Genomic DNA, 20,151 nt, shown 5'->3' on the forward strand with positions numbered 1-20,151 from the left:
TTGCTGTGGGTTATCCATATCATTTTTGCATAGAGTCGCGATAAAACGATATTTTTTATTCCCTTCGCGCTGTGGCGTAATCAGTAAAAATTGCTGACGGAGTTCACCATGCCACGCTCACTACACCAGACCGATACCGACCTGAATGCCGAAAACCTGCTGCGGCTGCCTGCTGAATTTGGCTGCCCGGTATGGGTTTATGATGCGCAAATTATTCGCGCGCAAATCGCCAAACTCAGCGCGTTTGATGTGGTGCGTTTCGCGCAAAAGGCGTGCTCAAATATTCATATTCTGCGCCTGATGCGTGAGCAGGGCGTGAAAGTTGATTCGGTGTCGCTGGGCGAGATCGAGCGTGCGTTAGCAGCGGGTTACGATCCGCAAACGCATCCGGACGATATTGTTTTCACTGCCGATGTGATTGATGACGCCACGCTGGCGCGCGTCAGCGAGCTGGGTATTGCGGTGAACGCCGGTTCCGTCGATATGCTGGAACAGCTCGGCGCTGTGTCGCCGGGCCATCGCGTCTGGCTGCGCGTCAATCCGGGTTTTGGCCACGGCCACAGCCAGAAAACCAATACCGGCGGTGAAAATAGCAAACACGGTATCTGGTACAGCGATCTCAATGCGGCTCTGGCGGTGATGCAGCGCTATCAGCTAAAACTGGCGGGCATTCACATGCACATCGGTTCCGGCGTTGATTACGGCCATCTTGAGCAGGTGTGCGGCGCAATGGTGCGCCAGGTGGTGGATTTCGGCCAGGATCTGCCGGCTATCTCCGCCGGTGGCGGGCTTTCCATTCCCTACCATGAAGGGGAAGATCAGGTTGATACGGCTCACTATTTTGGTTTGTGGAATGCCGCTCGCGAGCAAATCGCCAAACATCTCGGCCATGCGGTGAAACTGGAGATCGAACCGGGACGCTTCCTGGTGGCGGAATCCGGCGTACTGGTATCGCAGGTGCGCAGCGTGAAGAATATGGGTAGCCGCCACTTTGTGCTGATTGACGCCGGTTTTAACGATCTGATGCGCCCGGCGATGTACGGCAGCTATCATCACATTACCGCGCTGGCTGGCGATGGCCGCGATCTGCGTCAGGCTGAACTTATCGACACCGTGGTTGCAGGGCCGCTGTGTGAATCCGGCGATGTCTTTACCCAACAAGAGGGCGGGAAAGTGGAAACCCGCGCGCTGCCTGCGGTAAAAGCGGGGGATTATCTGGTGCTGCATGATACCGGCGCGTACGGCGCATCGATGTCGTCAAACTACAACAGCCGCCCGCTGCTGCCGGAAGTGCTGTTTGATCATGGCGTTGCGCGCCTGATCCGCCGCCGTCAGACCATCGACGAGCTGCTGGCGCTGGAGCAGTTCTAATCCTGATACGGTCCCGCCGCCACCGAATCGCGCAATACCAGCGTGCCGGTAAACGGGGGGATCGGTTCAATCTCGTCGGCATTCGCCAGTTTGATTGCCTGATCGATAGCCGTGGCGATCATGGTATCGATCGGCAGATAGACCGTTGACAGCCCAGGCTCCAGCCAGCGAGCGCTGGGCGCATCATCAAAACCAAACAGCGAAATATCCTGCGGAATGCGCAAACCGGCCTGGTAGAGCGCCTTCGATGCGCCGAGCGCCATATCATCGTTACAGGCGAACAAGGCACTGAAATGCGCCCCTTCTTGCAACATCTCACGGCACAACTCATAGCCGCGCGTCATGGTGGCGTCGCCGTATTTTACTCTTCCCGCATCCCAGCTAATTCCATGTTTTTCCAGCGCCTTGCGATACCCCATTAGTCGCGCTTTGCCGGTGGGAGTATGAATTGGCACGGTGATGCAGGCGATCTCGCGGTGGCCAAGGCCCGCCAGATAATCCACCGCCTGGAAGGCGGCATCCTGCTGCTCGAAGAAGACACATTTATCATGCGCCTGGGATAATTCGCGGTTGATCACGATCAGCGGCATCGGCGTTTCATCGATCAAACGCAGGATGCTGTTTTCACTCATAAAACGGGTATAGAGAATAATGGCGTCGCAGCGACGGTCCGCCAGCATCTGCACCGCCAGCGTTTCCCGCTCCGGCGTGTCGTGACCGTCGGTGACAATCAGTTGCTTACCGTGAAATTCCGTCCGGCGGGAAGCCTGCTGTAGCAGGCGGCCAAAATAGAAACCGTCAAAGCTGGAAACCACCAGGCCAATGCTATTACTGGTACGATTCGCCAGCGATTGCGCCAGAAAATTGGGGCGGTACCCCAGCTCTTCCATCGCTTTAAAAACCTGAGCGCGGGTGCTCTCTTTGACTTGCCCCGTTTTGTTGAGCACCCGGGAAACCGTCGCTTTCGACACGCCTGCGCGCAGTGAAACATCCAGCATTGTGACCATGACAAGCTCTCCGCATTAATGAGAGGCAGTTTAACACACTCATTTCGCGGGTTAAGGCGTAGCGGGTGGGTTTGGCTTAAGTACGGAAATATCCCTGAAAAAGCTAAGGTGGCATGCCAATGTGAGTAATCGCTTCGTTTTGGAATACCAGTAGAGGGCTTGCGAGCCGGGTCACAGAACTTTTCTAACGCTGTGGCTATTTTTGGTATGCCAAATGGAATCCGGCTGTATACCTGTACCGATAAAAAAAGCCCCCCTTAACTGAGGTGTGACCCTATGGCCCTACAAGAAAAACTCATTGATTCTCTGGGTAGTTTCGCCACCAAGTTCAACAGCTATCGCTATATCATGGCGATCAAATCTTCGTTTATTACGCTGATGCCGGTCATTATTGTCGGCGCGTTCTCGGTATTAATTTCCAACATGGTACTGGACCCGAAAAACGGTCTCGCCAGCTTCCAGGCGCTGTCGTTTCTCGCTGCGCTCAAACCGATTACCAGCGCCATTAACTATGCCACGCTGAACTTCCTCAACATTGGCGCGGTGTTTTTAATTGGTATTGAACTGGGGCGTATTAACGGCATCAAGTCGCTGTTTCCCGGTCTGCTGGCGGTGATCTGCTTTATCTGCGTGACGCCCACTACTGTCGAGATGATGGTGGATGGTCAGATGCATGTGGTGAAAGATGTGCTGCTGCGCCAGTTCTCCGATACCCGCAGCCTGTTCCTCGGCATGTTTATCGCTATTTTGTCGGTGGAAGTCTACTGCTGGCTGGAAAACCGCGAGAGCCTGAAGATCAAAATGCCGGATACCGTGCCGCCGAACGTTTCTGCCTCGTTCTCGGCGCTGATCCCGGCGATCATTACCACCACGCTGATCGCCACTTTCGGCTTCGTCTTCCATCAGGTGACCGGCATGTATCTGTATGACGCCGTGTATCAGGTGGTGCAGCAACCGCTGGAGCGCGTGGTACAAAGCCTGCCCGGCATTCTGCTGCTGATGTTTGTCGCGCAATTGTTCTGGGTGATCGGTATTCACGGCAACCAAATGATCAAACCGATCCGTGAACCGCTGCTGCTGGGGGCGATCACCGTCAATATGAGCGCCTTTGAGCAAGGGAAAGAGGTGCCGAACATCATCACCATGCCGTTCTGGGATGTGTACATGAGCATCGGCGGTTCCGGCCTGACCATCGGCCTGCTGATTGCGGTAATGATCGCCACGAAACGCAAAGAGATGAAAGAGATCGCCAAGCTGTCGATAGGTCCTGGGATCTTCAATATTAACGAGCCGGTGATCTTCGGTATGCCGATCATGCTGAACCCGATCCTCGCCATTCCGTTCATTATCACCCCGCTGGTGACCGGCTCGATCGGCTACTTCGCGACGGTAACCGGTTTTGCCGGGAAAGCCGTGGTGATGGTGCCCTGGACGACGCCGCCGTTGATCAATGCCTGGCTCTCTACCGCAGGCTCAATGGGGGCGGTGGTGACCCAGTTAATCTGCATTGTTACCGCCGTCGTTATCTATCTGCCGTTTGTGAAGATCGCCTCCCGCCGCGCGGAACAGGCGCAATTACAGGCGCAAGCCGCCAACAATGCCTGAGGATGTTATGAGTACAAAAACCATTGCCATTCCGCCGTCGTTTATTCTGGGCGCGGCGGCATCGGCCTGGCAAACCGAAGGCTGGGAAGGGAAAAAGGCGGGCCAGGATTCGTGGCCTGATCTCTGGTACAAAAACGATCGCCACGTCTGGCATGAGGGTTATGGCCCGGCGGTGGCCACGAATTTCTACCAGCGTTTTCGCGAAGATGTGCAACTGATGAAGCAGGCGGGGTTAACCCACTACCGCACCTCGATCAACTGGTCGCGCTTTCTTACCGATTACGAGCAGGGCGTGGTGGATGAGACTTACGCCAGCTATTACGACCAGCTTTTTGATGAGATGCAGCGCCATGGCATAACGCCGATGATCTGTCTGGAGCACTACGAGCTGCCCGGTTATCTGCTGGAAACCTACGGCGGCTGGGCCTCAAAGAGAGTGGTCGAACTCTATCTGCTGTACGTTGAGAAAGTGTTTGAGCGCTTCCACCATAAAGTGACGCGCTGGTTTACCTTTAATGAGCCGATTGTGGTGCAAACCCGCGTCTATCTTGATGCGCTGCGCTGGCCGTATGAGCAGAACACCAGCACCTGGATGCAGTGGAACCACCACAAAAACCTGGCGACGGCAAAAGTGGTGAAGCTGTTTCGCGAGAAGGGGTACGCCGGAACTGTCGGTTGCATTCTCAACCCGGAAGTGACTTACCCACGTTCCAGCGCTCCGCACGATGTACAGGCGGCACAGCGTTATGATCTGTTCTATAACCGCGTGTTCCTCGATCCGCTGGTGAAAGGCCACTATCCGCAGGAGCTGGTGGATCTGCTGGAAAAACACAACGTTAAATGGGATTACAGCGCAGAGGAACTGGCGATCATTCGCGACAACACCGTCGATGAACTGGGCATCAATCTTTACTATCCGCACCGTGTGAAAGCGCCATCGCGCGCCTGGCACCCGGAGACACCGTTCCACCCGGCGTATTACTATGAGCCGTTTGAGCTGCCGGGCAGAAAGATGAACAAATCGCGCGGCTGGGAGATCCTGCCGGAGATCATCTATGACATGGCGATGCGCATCAAAAACGAGTACGGCAATATTCCGTGGTTTGTTGCGGAAAGCGGCATGGGCGTGGAGAACGAAGGGCAGTTCCGCAATGCTGAGGGAACCATTGAGGATGATTACCGCATTGAGTTCATCGCCGCGCATCTGTATCAGACGCTGCGGGCGCGGGAAGAAGGCGCGAACTGCCACGGCTATATGCTGTGGGCGTTTACCGACAACGTTTCGCCGATGAACGCCTTTAAAAACCGCTATGGGCTGGTGGAGATCGATCTGCAGCACAACCGCGATCGGCGGGCGAAAAAGTCGCTGCACTGGTTCCGCGCGCTGAGCGATGAGCGCCGGTTGACCCTTACCCTCGATGATGAAGTAAGATAGCGCGCAATAACTAATAAGTGCAGGTGATATTGTGGAGAAGGCCGTCGTTCCGCCGGAAAAAAAACAGTACCAGGAGATTGGCGAGGATTTACGCGAGCAAATCATCCAGGGGCACTATCCCGTTGGCTCCCGCCTGCCGCCGGAGCGCAATATCGCCGAAAAATATGGCGTCAGCCGCACCATTGTGCGCGAAGCGCTGCTGATGCTGGAATTGCAGGGCACGGTTGATATTCGCCAGGGGTCGGGCGTCTATGTGATGCGTATTCCGCAGGCCCATGAAAACGAGGAAGAGCGCTTTCTCAGTAGCGATGTTGGCCCGTTCGAGATCCTGCAAGCGCGTCAGTTGCTGGAGAGCAATATTGCTGCCTTTGCGGCGACTATGGCGACGCGGGCGGATGTTGACAACCTGCGGCGTATTCTCGAACAAGAGCAGCGCGCCATCGCCCTGAATGACACCACCCAGGACAACAGCAAGATGTTTCATCTGGTGCTGGCCGGGGCTTCGCAAAACCAGATGCTGCTGGCAACGGTAGAGAGCATCTGGCATCAGATGGACAGTAGCCCGCTGTGGCAACAGTTTAATGTGCATATCGCCAGCCGTCCGTATCGCCTGAAATGGCTGGGCGATCGGCAAACGCTGCTGGCAGCGGTGCGTCGCCGCGATGTGATGGGCGCCTGGCAGGCGATGTGGCAGCATCTGGAAAATGTCAAAAAAAGCCTGCTGGAGCTATCTGATGAAGATGCGCCGGACTTCGACGGCTATCTGTTTGAATCCGTCCCCATCTTCCAGGGAAAACTGATGTGAAAATCCTTCCTCTCTACGAAGCGCCGCGCTTTGCGCCGCAGGTTATCGAGTGGCTGTGGCATGAGTTTGGCGATTCCCTGCCGCGCGATTTCTTTGCCAGCATTATTGATCACAGCCAGACGCCGGGCGCGTTACCGTTGACGTTTGTGCTGGTTGACGGCGATGAACTGCTGGCGACTGTCGGGCTGTGGCGCTGCGATTTGATCAGCCGTCAGGATCTTTTCCCGTGGCTGGCCGCGTTGTATGTAAAAGAAAGCGCGCGCGGGCAGGGGCTGGCCGGGCAGCTACAGCATCATGTGATGGCGCAGGCAAAAGCAATGGGATTTAGTCAGTTACATCTCTATTCCGCCTGCCGCGATTTTTATGAGCGCTACGGCTGGGAGTATATTGGCGACGGGCTGGATTACCCGAACACGCATGTGCATTTGTATCGCATTGCGCTGTGAGTTTTTCGGCTAAACGCAGAAGAATATGCAGGCCGGATAAGCATTAACGCCTTCCGGCAAGCAATCAGGCTCAGGGCAACCCGCGTTAACTCTCCTGCGGGGCAATCACTGAATGGCGGCGCACCAGCGTCGGGTTAAACAGATGCGTTATCTCCGGCAGTGGACGGTTTTCCGCCAGCGCCAGCGCCAGCTCGGCGGCCTGTGTCGCCATGGTGACAATCGGGTAACGGACGGTGGTCAGCCGGGGACGCACATAGCGCGACACCAGCACATCATCGAAGCCAATCAGCGAAATCTCGCCCGGCACATCAATGCCATTATCATTCAGTACGCCCATTGCGCCCGCCGCCATCGAATCGTTGTAACAGGCAACGGCGGTAAAGTTTCTGCCGCGACCTAGCAGTTCAGTCATCGCCTGTTCGCCGCCGCTTTCATCCGGCTCGGCGAAGGTCACCAGTCGGTCATTGCAGGGCAGGTCATTCTCTTTCAGCGCATCGTAATAACCCTGCAAGCGATCTTCCGCGTCGGAAATGGCGTGGTTTGAGCAAAGGTAGCCAATGCGCGTATGGCCTTGCTGGATCAGGTGGCGGGTTGCCAGCCACGCGCCGTAGCGGTCGTCGAGCGCCACGCAGCGCTGTTCAAAACCCGGCAGAATGCGGTTGATCAGTACCATGCCAGGAATTTGCTTCATCAGCGAAGCCAGTTCTTCATCGGGGATAGTTTTGGCGTGTACCACCAGCGCGCCGCAGCGATGGCGGATCAACTGCTCGATGGCTTTGCGCTCTTTCTCTTCGTTGTGGTAGCCGTTGCCAATCAGCAGAAAATTACCGGTGGCGGAAGCGACTTGCTCAACGGCTTTCACCATCGCGCCGAAAAAAGGATCTGAAACATCGCCGACCACCAGACCGACGGTTTCCGTCGATTGCTGCGCCAGCGCGCGGGCGTTGGCGTTCGGATGATAATTCAGCGCATCCATTGCACTTTGCACCGCCAGCCGTGAAGATTCGCTCGCTTTTGGCGAGTCGTTAATCACACGGGAAACCGTAGCAACGGAGACGCCTGCCAGCCGTGCTACATCTTTAATGGTCGCCATGGCGTACCTTCCTTAGGGGTAAGCGTTTACACACTGTGTAGTGTTACGGAAAAGGAATGGCTAATCAAGGCAGTTACCTGCTGGTAGTGTGCAAACGTGAAGTGACGCGTTGGAAAGCCGTGGAACCGTTACACAAAAAAGTTTTGCCGATTAATACAGGTAAAACCTTTAGTTACACTTTGCGCAAAGCTGTTTCGATTGTCTGCTGGTGGCGCGTTCTCCCCCATGACAGAGTGGTTATCCCAGAGGTATTGATAGGTGGGCGCAGCCCCCGGGTTGCATACTCGAATTACACCAACCTGCGCAGATGCGCAGGTTTTTTTTTGCCCGCGTTGTTACAAGCAAAGCGAATCGACACACCTCGTTTCACTTCGGCTCATTCCCTTGCTTTTTCCCGCTGGCGGTACGCCCGCGCCAACGCCACAATCAAGATCCCAGAGGTATTGATTGGTGATTTATTCGGTACGCTCTTCGTACTCATTTCTTGCACCAACCTGCGCGGACGCGCAGGTTTTTTTTTGCCCTGAATTTCTCCTCCAGCACTTCTCGTGTAATCTGCCACAATTTGCAAACTTACTTATTTCTCTGGCAAAAGGAGTTGAGATGCTACTGGGCTTTTTTCGCGAACTGTTTCGCGTTTTGTTCCGGGTGCAGTTGACCGGCAGCACTGAAGCACTACACGGCGAACGTGTGTTGATTACCCCTAACCATGTCTCCTTTATTGATGGCATTCTGCTGGCGCTGTTCCTGCCTGTACGCCCGGTTTTTGCGGTTTATTCCTCGATCAGCAGCCAGTGGTATATGCGCTGGATCCGCTCTATCGTTGACTTTGTCCCTCTCGACCCCACCAAACCGATGTCGATTAAATATCTGGTGCGCCTGATCGAGCAGGGCCGCCCGGTGGTGATTTTCCCTGAAGGGCGCATTTCGCTCTCGGGGTCGCTGATGAAAATCTATGACGGCGCGGGTTTTGTCGCCGCCAAATCGGGCGCAACGGTAATACCGCTGCGTATTGATGGCGCCGAGCTGACTTATTTCAGCCGCCTGAAAGGGCTGGTTAAACAGCGTCTGTTTCCGCGCATTACGCTGCATATTCTGCCGCCGACATCTTTACCGATGCCGGAAGCACCGCGCGCGCGCGATCGCCGCAAAATCGCCGGTGAGATGTTGCACCAAATCATGATGGAAGCGCGCATGGCTGTGCGCCCGCGCGAAACGCTGTTTGAAGCATTTCTCGCCGCGCAGTACCGTTTCGGCGCCAACAAGCCCTGCGTCGAAGACATTAACTTTACTCCCGACAGCTACCGCAAGCTGCTGACCAAGACGCTGTTCGTTGCGCGCATCCTGGAAAAATACAGTGAGCAGGGGGAGAAAATTGGCCTGATGCTGCCCAATGCAGGCATCAGCGCGGCGGTCATTTTTGGGGCGATTGCCCGTGGCCGAATTCCGGCGATGATGAACTACACTGCCGGGGTGAAAGGGCTTGGCAGCGCCATCACGGCAGCGCAAATCAAAACCATCTTCACCTCGCGAACCTTTATAGATAAAGGCAAGCTCTGGCATCTGCCGGAGCAGCTTACCCAGGTGCGCTGGGTCTATCTGGAAGATCTGAAGGGCGATGTTACGCTGCAAGATAAGGTTTGGATTTTCCGCCATTTGCTGACGCCGCTAAAAGCGCAAGTGGCGCAGAAACCGGAGGATCCAGCGCTGGTGCTCTTTACCTCCGGTTCTGAAGGCAACCCGAAAGGCGTGGTGCATAGCCACAAGAGCATTCTGGCTAACGTTGAGCAGATCAAAACCATCGCTGACTTTACCGCCAACGACCGCTTTATGTCGGCGCTACCGCTGTTCCACTCGTTTGGCCTGACGGTAGGGTTGTTTACGCCGCTGCTGACCGGGGCGGAAGTGTTTCTCTATCCCAGCCCGCTGCACTATCGCGTGGTGCCGGAACTGGTCTATGACCGCAACTGTACCGTGCTGTTTGGCACCTCGACCTTTCTCGGCAACTATGCGCGTTTCGCCAATCCTTACGACTTTTTCCGCCTGCGGTATGTTGTGGCTGGCGCCGAAAAGCTCCAGGAGAGCACGCGCCAGTTGTGGCAGGACAAATTCGGCCTGCGCATTCTGGAAGGTTATGGCGTGACCGAATGTGCGCCGGTGGTTTCGATTAACGTGCCGATGGCGGCGAAACCGGGCACGGTTGGCCGTATTCTGCCGGGAATGGATGCGCGTCTGATGGCAGTGCCGGGTATTGAAGAGGGCGGACGCCTGCAACTGAAAGGGCCGAACGTGATGACCGGCTATCTGCGGGTAGAAAACCCTGGCGTGCTGGAAGCGCCGTCGGCGGAGAATATTCATGGCGAGCAGGAAGCTGGCTGGTACGACACTGGCGATATCGTGCGTTTTGATGAGCAAGGATTTGTGCAGATTCAGGGGCGCGCGAAGCGTTTTGCCAAAATTGCCGGTGAGATGATCTCGCTGGAGACGGTGGAACAGCTGGCGCTGGCGGTGTCGCCGGAGAAAATGCATGCCACGGTGATTAAAAGTGATGCCAGCAAAGGTGAAGCGCTGGTGATGTTTACGAACGATGAATCGCTGACGCGCGATAAACTTCTGCAGTATGCGCGTGCGCAGGGTGTCCCTGAACTGGCGGTACCGCGTGACATTCGTTATCTCAAGCAACTGCCGGTGCTGGGCAGCGGCAAGCCAGATTTTGTCACGCTCAAAACGATGGTTGACGAGGCGGAAACCCAACATGCTTAAACCTGAGATCAACGCCTCGCTGTGGTCGCGCGGAATGATGGCGGTGATCGCCGCCCAGTTCCTTTCGGCATTTGGCGACAATGCGCTGCTGTTTGCCACGCTGGCGCTGCTGAAGGCTGAGTTTTACCCGGACTGGAGCCAGCCGATCCTGCAAATGGTGTTTGTGGGCGCTTACATCCTGTTTGCCCCATTTGTCGGTCAGGTGGCGGATAGTTTCGCCAAAGGCCGGGTAATGATGATGGCGAACGGCTTAAAGCTGCTGGGCGCTGCGAGCATTTGCTTTGGCGTGAATCCCTTTGTCGGCTATCTGCTGGTGGGCATTGGCGCGGCGGCTTACTCTCCGGCGAAGTACGGCATCCTCGGCGAGATCACTTCCGGGGATAAGCTGGTTAAAGCCAATGGGCTGATGGAGTCATCAACTATTGCCGCCATTCTGCTCGGTTCTGTGGCGGGTGGCGTGCTGGCCGACTGGCATGTGCTTGCTGCGCTGGGCGTTTGTACGCTGGTTTATGCGGGCGCGGTCGTCGCAAATTTACTGATCCCAAAGCTGCCCGCTGCGCGGCCGGGGCAGTCCTGGCGTTTTACGCCGATGACGTACAGCTTCTTTAGCGCCTGCAAAAGTTTGTGGCGCAACGGTGAAACCCGCTTTTCGCTGGTTGGCACCAGCCTGTTCTGGGGGGCGGGTGTGACGCTGCGCTTCCTGCTGGTGCTGTGGGTGCCGGTAGCGCTGGGTATTACTGACAACGCCACGCCGACCTATCTGAACGCGATGGTGGCGGTCGGGATTGTGGTCGGTGCCGGGCTGGCGGCGAAGCTGGTCACGCTGGAAACTGTCGCGCGCTGTATGCCTGCAGGGGTTTTGATTGGCGTCGCGGTGGTGCTGTTTTCGTTACAACATGCTTTGCTGCCTGCTTATGGCGTTCTGATGCTGATCGGCATGCTGGGCGGCTTTTTTGTCGTGCCACTGAATGCGTTGCTACAGGCGATTGGTAAAGCGTCGGTCGGGGCGGGCAATGCGATTGCCGTGCAGAATCTCGGCGAAAACATGGCAATGCTGGTAATGCTGGGGCTGTACTCGCTGGCGGTAAAAGCCAGCGCTCCGGTAGTGGGAACGGGCGTCGGCTTTGGCGTGATCTTTGCGCTGGCGATAGCGGCGCTGTGGTTCTGGCAGCGCCGCCGGTAAGTTTACGGCGCCGGGTAGGTATATATCTGGTGCGCCGCTTCAATCTCCGCCAGCACATCCTGGCTCAGATCCAGATGCAGGCTTTCCACATTGGTTTTCAACTGTTCCATCGTCGTCGCGCCCAGCAGGGTGCTGGCGACGAAGGGCTGGCGACGGACAAACGCCAGCGCCATCTGCGCCGGATCGAGATTGTGTCGCTTCGCAATATCCACATAAGCCGCCACCGCTTTTTGCGCCTGCTCACCGCTGTAACGCGTAAAGCGGCTGAACAGCGTGTTGCGCGCGCCTGCGGGTTTCGCCCCGTTGAGGTATTTCCCGGTCAGCGTGCCGAAGGCGAGGCAGGAGTAGGCCAGCAGTTCTACACCTTCATACTGGCTCACTTCCGCAAGGCCCACTTCAAAGCTGCGGTTTAGCAGACTGTACGGGTTCTGGATGGTGACAATGCGCGGCAGTTCATGCTTTTCCGCCAGATGCAGATAGCGCATCACGCCAAAGGCGGTTTCGTTCGAGACGCCGATATAACGAATTTTGCCCGCGCGCTGAAACTCAGTCAGCGCTTCCAGCGTTTCCAGCAGCGTTATGACCGGCGCGCTCTCTACCCAGCTATAACCCAGCTTGCCGAAGCAGTTAGTGGCGCGCTGCGGCCAGTGAACCTGGTAGAGATCGAGATAATCGGTTTGCAGACGTTTTAAACTTTCATCCAGCGCGCTGCGGATGTTTTTACGATCGAGCGCCTGATCCGGACGGATCCCGCTGTCATTGTTGCGGCTTGGGCCGCTGACTTTAGAGGCGATAACCAGCTTTTCGCGGTTGCCGCGTTTTGCCAGCCAGTTGCCGACATAGGTTTCGGTTAAACCCTGCGTTTCCGGGCGTGGCGGAACAGGGTACATCTCTGCGACATCAATCAGGTTGATTCCCTGGCTGACGGCGTAATCGAGCTGTGCATGGGCGTCGGCTTCGCTGTTTTGTTCACCAAACGTCATTGTGCCCAGCCCCAGGGTGCTGATTTCCAGCGAACTGTGGGGGATACGGTGATACTGCATAGCCGGCTTCCTTAAAAATACAACGTCAGTAGTCCTGACAAAGGACTATAAACATGGCAGAGGGGAAGCAAAAGGGAAAGGGAAAATTCACAAAAAGGTCAGCAGGTCACTGACCTTTAAAGATATTTCTTAGCGTTCGATAATCTGGGAGACATCATCACGGTTAATCTGCATTTTGTTGCCTTGCTGATCGCGATAGCTGACCAGCCCGGTATCATCATCAATTTCCGGCTTACCATCCGTCAGGATCATTCTGCCGTCTTTTGTTGCCATTACGTAATCGCTACTGCATCCGGAAACCGCAAAAGCTAAACCTACTGCGGAAATAATCACCGCCCATTTTTTCATCACTCAGACCCTCTCATTGCATGCGTCACACACAGTCTAGTAATAACCCGCTGTTTCGCGATGGAAAAGGGAGATTTTCTGAAAATAGCGGTTAGAGCAGGTAAGGAAGTGAAAAGCGCTTCCCCGACCGGGGAAGCGCTTTGCTTACAGTGGATTTTTTTTGTTGCGCAACAGGTTAAGCCACTCGACAGCGATAGAGAAGAACATCGCGAAGTAGATATAACCTTTCGGCACATGAATCGAAACGCTTTCGAGGATCAGCGTAAAGCCGACCAGAATCAAAAACGACAGCGCCAGCATTTTGACCGACGGATGGCGATCGACAAATTCGCCAATCGGACGCGCGGCAAACATCATCACGCCAACAGCGATCACGACGGCGGCCATCATGATGAACAGATGATCGGAGAGACCCACTGCGGTAATCACCGAATCGAGACTGAAAATGATATCCAGCAGCATGATCTGCACGATAGCGCCGAGGAAAGAGTGAACGTTAGTTTTCAGCCCTTCTTCTTCACCTTCGATCGACTCGTGGATCTCTTTGCTCGCTTTCCAGATCAGGAACAATCCGCCGAGAAAAAGGATCATGTCACGCGCCGAAACGCTGTGATCAAAAAGGGTGAATAACGGATGCGTCAGTCTTGTTACCCAGGCAATAGAAGCCAGCAGCAGCAGTCGCATCAGCATTGCCGCTGCCAGCCCAAGCCGACGGGCGTGATTACGTTGCGCGGTAGGTAACTTTGCAACAACCAGAGAGAGGAAAATAATATTATCGATCCCTAACACGATCTCCAGCAGCGTCAGCGTACCGAGCGCAAGCCAGGCGTTAGGGTCGGTGATCCATGCAAATAACATCAATAAAAGTCCTGCAAAAAAAGAAGCGCTAATTATAAGCGTCGGTGAGGCTGTGGCAAAAAATTAATAGCCGGATAGAAAAAAGTGGCGAGCCAGCAGCGAGCGGGTGAAGTTCTTTTTCAGGTAGAAACCGCGAGGTAGCGTGAGAATAGGCTCCCCATGTTCGCCAATCGCTTCCGTTAACGCTTTGCTGTTGGCGGCCTTGGGACGTAATTGCAGGACTTCGCCGTGACGGGCGGTAATACGCGTGACCTGGCCCAACACAATCAGATCCATCAACTCTTCCCAGTCCTGGCGCAACTGCTGCTCTTCTTCCTCATTGGGGCTCCAGAGCAACGGCGATCCGACACGGCGATCGGCTACCGGGATCTCGCGTGAACCCTCTATCGGGATCCATAACACGCGTTTCAGCTTGTGCCGGACATGGCTGGTTTCCCACACCACGCCGCTATTCCCGGTGAGTGGCGCGACGCAAACAAAGGTGGTTTCCAGCGGGCGGCCCTGGTTATCCACCGGAATGGTTTTTAACTCGACGCCCAGCGCGGCGAAGTCCTGTTCGGGTTTGCTTCCGGCGCTGGCGCCCAGCCATAGCTCAAGCAACACACCGATCCAGCCTTTATCCCGTTTCAGATCGCGCGGCACCGGCAGTCCCACCAATGCCGCCAGTTCGCCAAGCGAATAGCCTGCCAGGCGCTGTGCCTGAGCGAGTAACTGAGCCTCGGATTCTGGTGGCGAAGTGAAGGGAGACAACGCGAACATGTCACTAACCTTTTGATTAAAAAACAGGCAGTAGTTTTCCACTGTAGTCTGGTAGTTTACCGTTTTCAGTGGAATATAGGCAACGCAATGATTTAAAAGATAATTTATTTGTGTTTGTAATGTGTTGCGCAACAGCCTGCCAGGTTTTCCAAATCTGGTCACTGACAATGAACAGGATCTTACACCATGTTATCCACAGAAAAATGGGATAACTGATGAAAACCCTCACTACTGTTTCCATTTACAGCCTTGACGTGCGATGAAAATCGAGTTTCTGCACAAAATATGCCTAACTTATTGGCATAATCTGTGGATAAAAACGGCTCTGTTCGATCTTTCATCAGCGCCAGGATCCTAAGAGTGATGATCGTCACGTAATGCTGCAAAAAACCGGTGATAAGTCACTTAACTAAATGAATCACCGAGTTTTATTTTTTTACCCGATAAATGGGTTATTCAGACTGTTCTGGGTTTTCCCTGGGTAATTCCATACTTTTTCACAACTCTATCCACAGAAAAGGTGAATAAAACCCGTCTGAGGCAGGGGGTGATGTTTATAACTCTTATGCAAACTGTGAGTTATTCAATCGTTATCCGTTCGTATCCCTGTCATAGAGTGGTTTACCGTTTTCCGGGAGTGTGAAACAATCTCGTCATTCAGGTTTATTTTGAGGTAGTCCGGTGATTGATGACGATGGCTACCGCCCAAATGTGGGAATCGTAATCTGCAATCGACAGGGCCAGGTGATGTGGGCCAGACGCTTCGGGCAGCACTCATGGCAATTTCCCCAGGGGGGGATCAACCCAGGCGAGACCCCGGAGCAGGCGATGTACCGGGAACTGTTCGAGGAAGTGGGCTTAAGTCGTAAAGATGTTCGTATCCTTGCTTCTACCCGTAACTGGTTGCGTTACAAGTTACCGAAACGTTTGGTGCGTTGGGACACAAAGCCGGTTTGTATCGGCCAGAAACAAAAATGGTTTCTTTTGCAGTTGATTGGTAATGATGCAGAAATCAATATGCAAACCAGTAGCACTCCTGAGTTTGATGGCTGGCGTTGGGTAAGCTACTGGTATCCTGTTCGTCAGGTAGTCTCGTTTAAACGCGACGTCTACCGACGGGTGATGAAAGAGTTTGCAAGTGCGGTGTTATCGCTTCAGGAAACGCCTCCTAAGCCACAAAACGCACCTGCCTGGCGACGTAAACGAGGTTAAGCCACCCACATTATGCTCACCCGACTGCGAGAAATAGTTGAGAAAGTTGCCAGCGCGCCGCGTCTTAACGAAGCGCTGGAGATACTGGTTACCGACGTGTGTCTGGCGATGGAAACCGAAGTATGCTCGGTCTATCTTGCAGATCACGACAGGCGCTGTTTTTATCTGATGGCGACGCGCGGCTTAAAAAAGCCGCGTGGCCGCACTGTCACGCTCGCATTCGATCAGGGGATCGTGGGCCTGGTTGGCCGACTGGCGGAGCCTATCAACCTTGCCGATGCGCAGAAACATCCCAGCTTTAAATATATTCCTGCGGTAAAAGAGGAGCGTTTTCGCGCGTTTCTCGGCGTACCAATTATCCAGCGTCGTCAGTTGCTTGGCGTACTGGTTGTGCAGCAGCGTGAGCTGCGCCAGTACAATGAAAGCGAAGAGTCCTTTCTGGTCACACTGGCTACCCAGGTCGCCGGGATCCTTTCCCAGTCACAATTAAATGCCTTGTTTGGTCAGTATCGGCAGACTCGTATTCGCGCGCTGCCTGCTTCGCCGGGGGTTGCCATTGCCGAAGGTTGGATGGATCAAACCCTGCCGTTGATGGAGCAGGTTTATCCGGCATCGACGCTGGATACCTCGCTTGAGCGTGAAAGGCTGACCAGCGCGCTGGAAGAGGCTGCCAACGAATTCCGCCGTTACAGCAAGCGTTTTTCCGCCGGTGCGCAAAAAGAGACGGCGGCGATTTTCGATCTCTATTCCCACCTGCTCTCCGATGCGCGTTTGCGCCGTGAGCTGTTCGAAGAAGTGGACAGAGGCGTGGTGGCCGAATGGGCGGTGAAAACGGTGATTGAAAGTTTCGCCGAACAGTTTGCCGCGCTCAGCGATGGTTATCTGAAAGAACGGGCCGGCGATCTCCGGACCCTCGGCCAGCGTCTGCTGTTCCACCTTGATGACAATATTCAGGGGCCGAATACCTGGCCGGAGCGCTTTGTGCTGGTCGCCGATGAGCTTTCGGCGACAACGCTGGCAGAGTTGCCGCACGATCGGCTGGTGGGCGTAGTGGTGCGCGACGGTGCCGCCAACTCTCATGCCGCGATCATGGTGCGCGCGCTTGGCATTCCGACGGTGATGGGGGCGGATATCCAGCCTTCTGCGCTGCATCGCCGTACGCTGATTGTCGATGGTTACCGCGGCGAATTGCTGGTGGATCCGGAACCGGTTCTGCTACAGGAATACCAGCGTCTCATCACTGAGGAAAATGAGCTCAGCCGTCTCGCCGAAGATGATGTCAATCTGGCGGCGCAGCTTAAAAGCGGCGAGCGGGTGAAAGTGATGCTGAATGCTGGCTTAAGCCCGGAGCATGAAGAGAAACTCGGCAGCCGCATCGACGGTATCGGGCTGTACCGCACTGAAATTCCCTTTATGCTGCAAAGCGGCTTTCCGTCGGAAGAGGAGCAGGTGGCGCAATATCAGGGCATGCTGCAAATGTTCAACGACAAGCCGGTAACGCTGCGTACGCTGGATATTGGCGCCGATAAACAACTGCCCTATATGCCCATCAGCGAGGAAAATCCCTGTCTTGGCTGGCGAGGCATTCGTATTACGCTCGATCAGCCGGAAATTTTCCTCGTGCAGGTGCGCGCCATGCTGCGCGCTAATGCGGCGACCGGCAACCTCAGTATTCTGCTGCCGATGATCACCAGCATTGACGAGGTGGATGAGGCAAAACGGCTCATTGAACGCGCCGGACGTGAAGTCGAAGAGATGATCGGCTACGCCATTCCACGCCCGCGTATTGGCGTGATGCTGGAAGTGCCCTCAATGGTGTTTATGTTGTCGCATCTGGCAAGCCGCGTTGATTTTATCTCCATCGGCACTAACGATCTGACACAGTATATTCTGGCGGTGGATCGCAACAATACCCGCGTAGCGACAATGTATGACAGTCTGCATCCGGCCGTGCTGCGTGCGCTGTCGATGGTGGCTACTGAGGCGGAACGGTTAGGCATCGACCTTTGCCTGTGCGGTGAAATGGCCGGGGATCCGATGTGTGTCGCCGTGCTGATAGGCCTTGGTTATCGCCATTTGTCGATGAATGGGCGTTCGGTCGCGCGCATCAAATATTTGCTGCGGCGTATTGATGCTGAAGAGGCGCAGGTGCTGGCAAATCGCACGCTTGAAGCGCAATTAACTGCCGAAGTTCGCCATCAGATTGCCGCTTTTATGGAGCGGCGCGGGTTGGGCGGCCTGATCCGCGGCGGGATTTAAGCGTCTGCTTGTTCAGAGGTAAAATAAGCGCGTGGCTGTTTGACTATACATATCTTTTACAACTTCGGCGCAACTCATGCATCCCCCTTATGCTATGATTCGCCCCTTTGGAGCGGCCGCCGGTTGCGACCGCATATGTAAACCGCTGTCCACTTTCGGCGGAAGAACAACAAGTTGTGGTGACAGATGAACAGTGGCTATCTGCGTTTTCCCGATTTTGATCCGGTGATTTTTTCCATTGGACCCGTCTCTCTGCACTGGTACGGGTTGATGTACCTCGTAGGGTTCGTTTTTGCAATGTGGCTGGCTACGCGTCGGGCGAACCGTCCGGGCAGCGGCTGGACGAAAAACGAAGTGGAAAATCTGCTCTATGCAGGTTTCCTGGGGGTATTTCTGGGGGGCCGCCTCGGCTACGTGTTGTTCTACAATTTCCCTCTATTCCTTGCCGATCCGCTCTATCTGTTCCGCGTGTGGGATGGCGGTATGTCCTTCCACGGCGGCCTGATTGGCGTTATCGTCGTGATGGTGATTTTCGCGCGTCGTACTAAACGCAGCTTCTTCCAGGTCTCTGATTTTATTGCGCCGCTGATCCCATTTGGTCTGGGTGCCGGACGTCTGGGCAACTTTATCAATGGTGAATTATGGGGCCGCGTTGATCCCTCATTCCCTTTTACTATGTTGTTCCCCGGCTCGCGTGCGGAAGATGTCGCGTTGCTGCCAGCGCATCCGGAATGGCAGTCGATTTTTGATACATACGGCGTGCTGCCACGTCATATGTCACAGCTCTATGAGCTGGCGCTGGAAGGCGTTGTCCTGTTTATCATCCTTAACCTGTTTATCCGTAAACCACGCCCGACCGGCGCGGTCTCCGGCTTGTTCCTGATTGGCTACGGTGCGTTCCGTATCATTGTTGAATTTTTCCGCCAGCCCGATGCGCAGTTTACCGGCGAATGGGTGCAGTACATCAGCATGGGGCAGATCCTCTCCATTCCAATGATTGTCGCAGGCGCTATTATGATGATCTGGGCGTACCGCCATCGTTCGCCGCAACACGTTTCCTGAGGAACCATGAAACAGTATTTAGAATTGATGCAAAAGGTGCTGACCGAAGGCACCCCGAAAAATGACCGCACCGGGACAGGCACGCTGTCTATTTTTGGCCATCAGATGCGTTTTAATCTGCAGGACGGTTTCCCGCTGGTGACCACCAAGCGCTGCCATTTGCGTTCAATTATCCATGAACTGCTGTGGTTCCTGCAGGGCGATACCAATATCGCTTATCTGCGCGAAAACAACGTCACCATCTGGGATGAATGGGCCAACGAGCGGGGCGATCTCGGACCGGTATACGGTAAACAGTGGCGCGCATGGCCAACACCGGATGGCCGCCATATCGATCAGATTTCAACGGTTATCAACCAGTTGAAAAACGATCCGGACTCTCGCCGTATTATCGTTTCTGCCTGGAACGTCGGCGAACTGGACAAAATGGCGCTGGCGCCTTGCCATGCGTTCTTCCAGTTCTATGTAGCGGACGGCAAGCTCTCCTGCCAGCTCTATCAGCGTTCCTGCGATGTGTTCCTTGGGCTGCCGTTCAATATCGCCAGCTATGCATTGCTGGTACATATGATGGCGCAGCAGTGCGATTTGGAGCCGGGTGATTTTGTCTGGACGGGGGGCGATACGCACCTCTACAGCAACCACCTTGAGCAGACGCATCTGCAACTCAGCCGCGAACCCCGCGCGCTGCCGAAACTGGTGATCAAACGTAAGCCAGAGTCGCTGTTTGATTACCGCTTCGAAGATTTCGATATTGAAGGTTACGATCCGCACCCGGCAATTAAAGCGCCGGTCGCTGTCTGACCAGGCTGAACATGACACAACCGGTGCAGTAATGCGCCGGTTTTTTTTCATCAAAAAACGGTTTTTCGGCGTTGCTCGCAGCCGCTGTGCAAGCCACTGCA

18 protein-coding genes are annotated in these 20,151 nt (G+C 55.0%); 12 read left to right on the forward strand and 6 right to left on the reverse strand.

The features are described 5' to 3' along the window. Positions 1-108: 108 nt before the first annotated feature. Positions 109-1,371 carry a diaminopimelate decarboxylase gene (gene lysA, locus CWM66_RS19745; protein ID WP_107147122.1) on the forward strand — a complete coding sequence of 421 codons (1,263 nt, stop codon included), beginning with the start codon at positions 109-111 and terminating at the stop codon, positions 1,369-1,371. Here lysA and CWM66_RS19750 read toward each other — a convergent pair. Further along, on the reverse strand, positions 1,368-2,378 hold the full coding sequence (locus CWM66_RS19750; protein WP_007370342.1) for a LacI family DNA-binding transcriptional regulator: 1,011 nt from the start codon (positions 2,376-2,378) through the stop codon (positions 1,368-1,370). The two genes, lysA and CWM66_RS19750, sit on opposite strands and share 4 nt — an antisense overlap. A gap of 276 nt (positions 2,379-2,654) precedes the next feature. Between CWM66_RS19750 and CWM66_RS19755 the strand changes: the two genes are divergently transcribed. Genes CWM66_RS19755 through CWM66_RS19770 form a run of 4 tightly spaced genes read left to right on the forward strand, consistent with a single transcriptional unit; the run spans position 2,655 to position 6,669 of the window. Beyond that, complete coding sequence (locus tag CWM66_RS19755; protein ID WP_007370343.1) at positions 2,655-3,983, forward strand: PTS sugar transporter subunit IIC; 1,329 nt, start codon at positions 2,655-2,657, stop codon at positions 3,981-3,983. A 7-nt stretch (positions 3,984-3,990) separates the two neighbouring features. Beyond that, positions 3,991-5,418, forward strand: a complete 1,428-nt coding sequence (locus tag CWM66_RS19760) for a glycoside hydrolase family 1 protein (protein WP_107147144.1) — start codon at positions 3,991-3,993, stop codon at positions 5,416-5,418. 31 nt (positions 5,419-5,449) lie between these two features. Continuing rightward, positions 5,450-6,223 carry a GntR family transcriptional regulator gene (locus CWM66_RS19765; protein ID WP_007370345.1) on the forward strand — a complete coding sequence of 258 codons (774 nt, stop codon included), beginning with the start codon at positions 5,450-5,452 and terminating at the stop codon, positions 6,221-6,223. Continuing rightward, positions 6,220-6,669: a GNAT family N-acetyltransferase gene (locus CWM66_RS19770; RefSeq protein ID WP_007370346.1), complete on the forward strand. Its 450-nt coding sequence runs from the start codon at positions 6,220-6,222 to the stop codon at positions 6,667-6,669. Before CWM66_RS19765 ends, CWM66_RS19770 begins: the two co-directional genes overlap by 4 nt. Before the next feature lie 85 nt (positions 6,670-6,754). Here the strand turns inward: CWM66_RS19770 and galR are convergent, their stop codons facing one another. Then, positions 6,755-7,762 carry an HTH-type transcriptional regulator GalR gene (gene galR, locus CWM66_RS19775; protein WP_107147123.1) on the reverse strand — a complete coding sequence of 336 codons (1,008 nt, stop codon included), beginning with the start codon at positions 7,760-7,762 and terminating at the stop codon, positions 6,755-6,757. Positions 7,763-7,818: 56 nt separating this feature from the next. Between galR and CWM66_RS28800 the strand changes: the two genes are divergently transcribed. The 3 genes from CWM66_RS28800 (at position 7,819) to lplT (ending at position 11,708) form a co-directional block, all read left to right on the forward strand. Then, entirely contained in the window at positions 7,819-8,289 is a 471-nt protein-coding gene (locus CWM66_RS28800) for a hypothetical protein (protein ID WP_146159942.1), read from the forward strand. A gap of 76 nt (positions 8,290-8,365) precedes the next feature. Further along, positions 8,366-10,525, forward strand: a complete 2,160-nt coding sequence (gene aas, locus CWM66_RS19780; protein WP_072439029.1) for a bifunctional acyl-ACP--phospholipid O-acyltransferase/long-chain-fatty-acid--ACP ligase — start codon at positions 8,366-8,368, stop codon at positions 10,523-10,525. Next, complete coding sequence (gene lplT / locus CWM66_RS19785) at positions 10,518-11,708, forward strand: lysophospholipid transporter LplT (protein ID WP_107147124.1); 1,191 nt, start codon at positions 10,518-10,520, stop codon at positions 11,706-11,708. The genes aas and lplT overlap by 8 nt, the downstream gene beginning before the upstream one ends. A gap of 2 nt (positions 11,709-11,710) precedes the next feature. Here the strand turns inward: lplT and CWM66_RS19790 are convergent, their stop codons facing one another. From CWM66_RS19790 to mutH, 4 genes are all read right to left on the reverse strand, one after another. Next, positions 11,711-12,751, reverse strand: coding sequence for an NADP(H)-dependent aldo-keto reductase (locus CWM66_RS19790; protein ID WP_007370350.1), 1,041 nt, complete (start codon positions 12,749-12,751; stop codon positions 11,711-11,713). Positions 12,752-12,880: 129 nt separating this feature from the next. After that, a complete protein-coding gene (gene ygdR, locus CWM66_RS19795; RefSeq protein ID WP_007370351.1) occupies positions 12,881-13,099 on the reverse strand; it encodes a lipoprotein YgdR in 219 nt (72 codons plus the stop codon). Between the two features lie 144 nt (positions 13,100-13,243). Next, positions 13,244-13,957 (reverse strand): TerC family protein, encoded by a 714-nt coding sequence (locus tag CWM66_RS19800; protein ID WP_007370352.1) that lies wholly within the window; start codon positions 13,955-13,957, stop codon positions 13,244-13,246. 63 nt (positions 13,958-14,020) lie between these two features. After that, positions 14,021-14,716 carry a DNA mismatch repair endonuclease MutH gene (gene mutH, locus CWM66_RS19805; RefSeq protein WP_007370353.1) on the reverse strand — a complete coding sequence of 232 codons (696 nt, stop codon included), beginning with the start codon at positions 14,714-14,716 and terminating at the stop codon, positions 14,021-14,023. A gap of 681 nt (positions 14,717-15,397) precedes the next feature. Here mutH and rppH point away from each other — a divergent pair. From rppH to thyA, 4 genes are all read left to right on the forward strand, one after another. Continuing rightward, positions 15,398-15,928, forward strand: a complete 531-nt coding sequence (gene rppH, locus CWM66_RS19815) for an RNA pyrophosphohydrolase (RefSeq protein WP_035887639.1) — start codon at positions 15,398-15,400, stop codon at positions 15,926-15,928. 12 nt (positions 15,929-15,940) lie between these two features. Further along, complete coding sequence (ptsP, locus tag CWM66_RS19820) at positions 15,941-18,187, forward strand: phosphoenolpyruvate--protein phosphotransferase (protein ID WP_007370355.1); 2,247 nt, start codon at positions 15,941-15,943, stop codon at positions 18,185-18,187. A gap of 186 nt (positions 18,188-18,373) precedes the next feature. Then, entirely contained in the window at positions 18,374-19,249 is an 876-nt protein-coding gene (gene lgt, locus CWM66_RS19825) for a prolipoprotein diacylglyceryl transferase (protein WP_007370356.1), read from the forward strand. Between the two features lie 6 nt (positions 19,250-19,255). Beyond that, complete coding sequence (gene thyA / locus CWM66_RS19830) at positions 19,256-20,050, forward strand: thymidylate synthase (RefSeq protein ID WP_007370357.1); 795 nt, start codon at positions 19,256-19,258, stop codon at positions 20,048-20,050. Positions 20,051-20,151 lie beyond the last annotated feature (101 nt).

The organism is Kosakonia sp. H7A (assembly GCF_003028445.1).
Lineage (GTDB): Bacteria > Pseudomonadota > Gammaproteobacteria > Enterobacterales > Enterobacteriaceae > Kosakonia > Kosakonia radicincitans.

What these genes read in the sequence shown, in the direction of transcription:
- lysA (WP_107147122.1), top strand. Translation starts at nt 109, where the DNA reads ATGCCACGCTCACTACACCAGACCGATACCGACCTGAATGCCGAAAAC.
- CWM66_RS19750 (WP_007370342.1), bottom strand. Translation starts at nt 2,378, where the DNA reads ATGGTCACAATGCTGGATGTTTCACTGCGCGCAGGCGTGTCGAAAGCG.
- CWM66_RS19755 (WP_007370343.1), top strand. Translation starts at nt 2,655, where the DNA reads ATGGCCCTACAAGAAAAACTCATTGATTCTCTGGGTAGTTTCGCCACC.
- CWM66_RS19760 (WP_107147144.1), top strand. Translation starts at nt 3,991, where the DNA reads ATGAGTACAAAAACCATTGCCATTCCGCCGTCGTTTATTCTGGGCGCG.
- galR (WP_107147123.1), bottom strand. Translation starts at nt 7,762, where the DNA reads ATGGCGACCATTAAAGATGTAGCACGGCTGGCAGGCGTCTCCGTTGCT.
- CWM66_RS28800 (WP_146159942.1), top strand. Translation starts at nt 7,819, where the DNA reads ATGGCTAATCAAGGCAGTTACCTGCTGGTAGTGTGCAAACGTGAAGTG.
- aas (WP_072439029.1), top strand. Translation starts at nt 8,366, where the DNA reads ATGCTACTGGGCTTTTTTCGCGAACTGTTTCGCGTTTTGTTCCGGGTG.
- lplT (WP_107147124.1), top strand. Translation starts at nt 10,518, where the DNA reads ATGCTTAAACCTGAGATCAACGCCTCGCTGTGGTCGCGCGGAATGATG.
- CWM66_RS19790 (WP_007370350.1), bottom strand. Translation starts at nt 12,751, where the DNA reads ATGCAGTATCACCGTATCCCCCACAGTTCGCTGGAAATCAGCACCCTG.
- ygdR (WP_007370351.1), bottom strand. Translation starts at nt 13,099, where the DNA reads ATGAAAAAATGGGCGGTGATTATTTCCGCAGTAGGTTTAGCTTTTGCG.
- CWM66_RS19800 (WP_007370352.1), bottom strand. Translation starts at nt 13,957, where the DNA reads ATGTTATTTGCATGGATCACCGACCCTAACGCCTGGCTTGCGCTCGGT.
- mutH (WP_007370353.1), bottom strand. Translation starts at nt 14,716, where the DNA reads ATGTTCGCGTTGTCTCCCTTCACTTCGCCACCAGAATCCGAGGCTCAG.
- ptsP (WP_007370355.1), top strand. Translation starts at nt 15,941, where the DNA reads ATGCTCACCCGACTGCGAGAAATAGTTGAGAAAGTTGCCAGCGCGCCG.
- lgt (WP_007370356.1), top strand. Translation starts at nt 18,374, where the DNA reads ATGAACAGTGGCTATCTGCGTTTTCCCGATTTTGATCCGGTGATTTTT.
- thyA (WP_007370357.1), top strand. Translation starts at nt 19,256, where the DNA reads ATGAAACAGTATTTAGAATTGATGCAAAAGGTGCTGACCGAAGGCACC.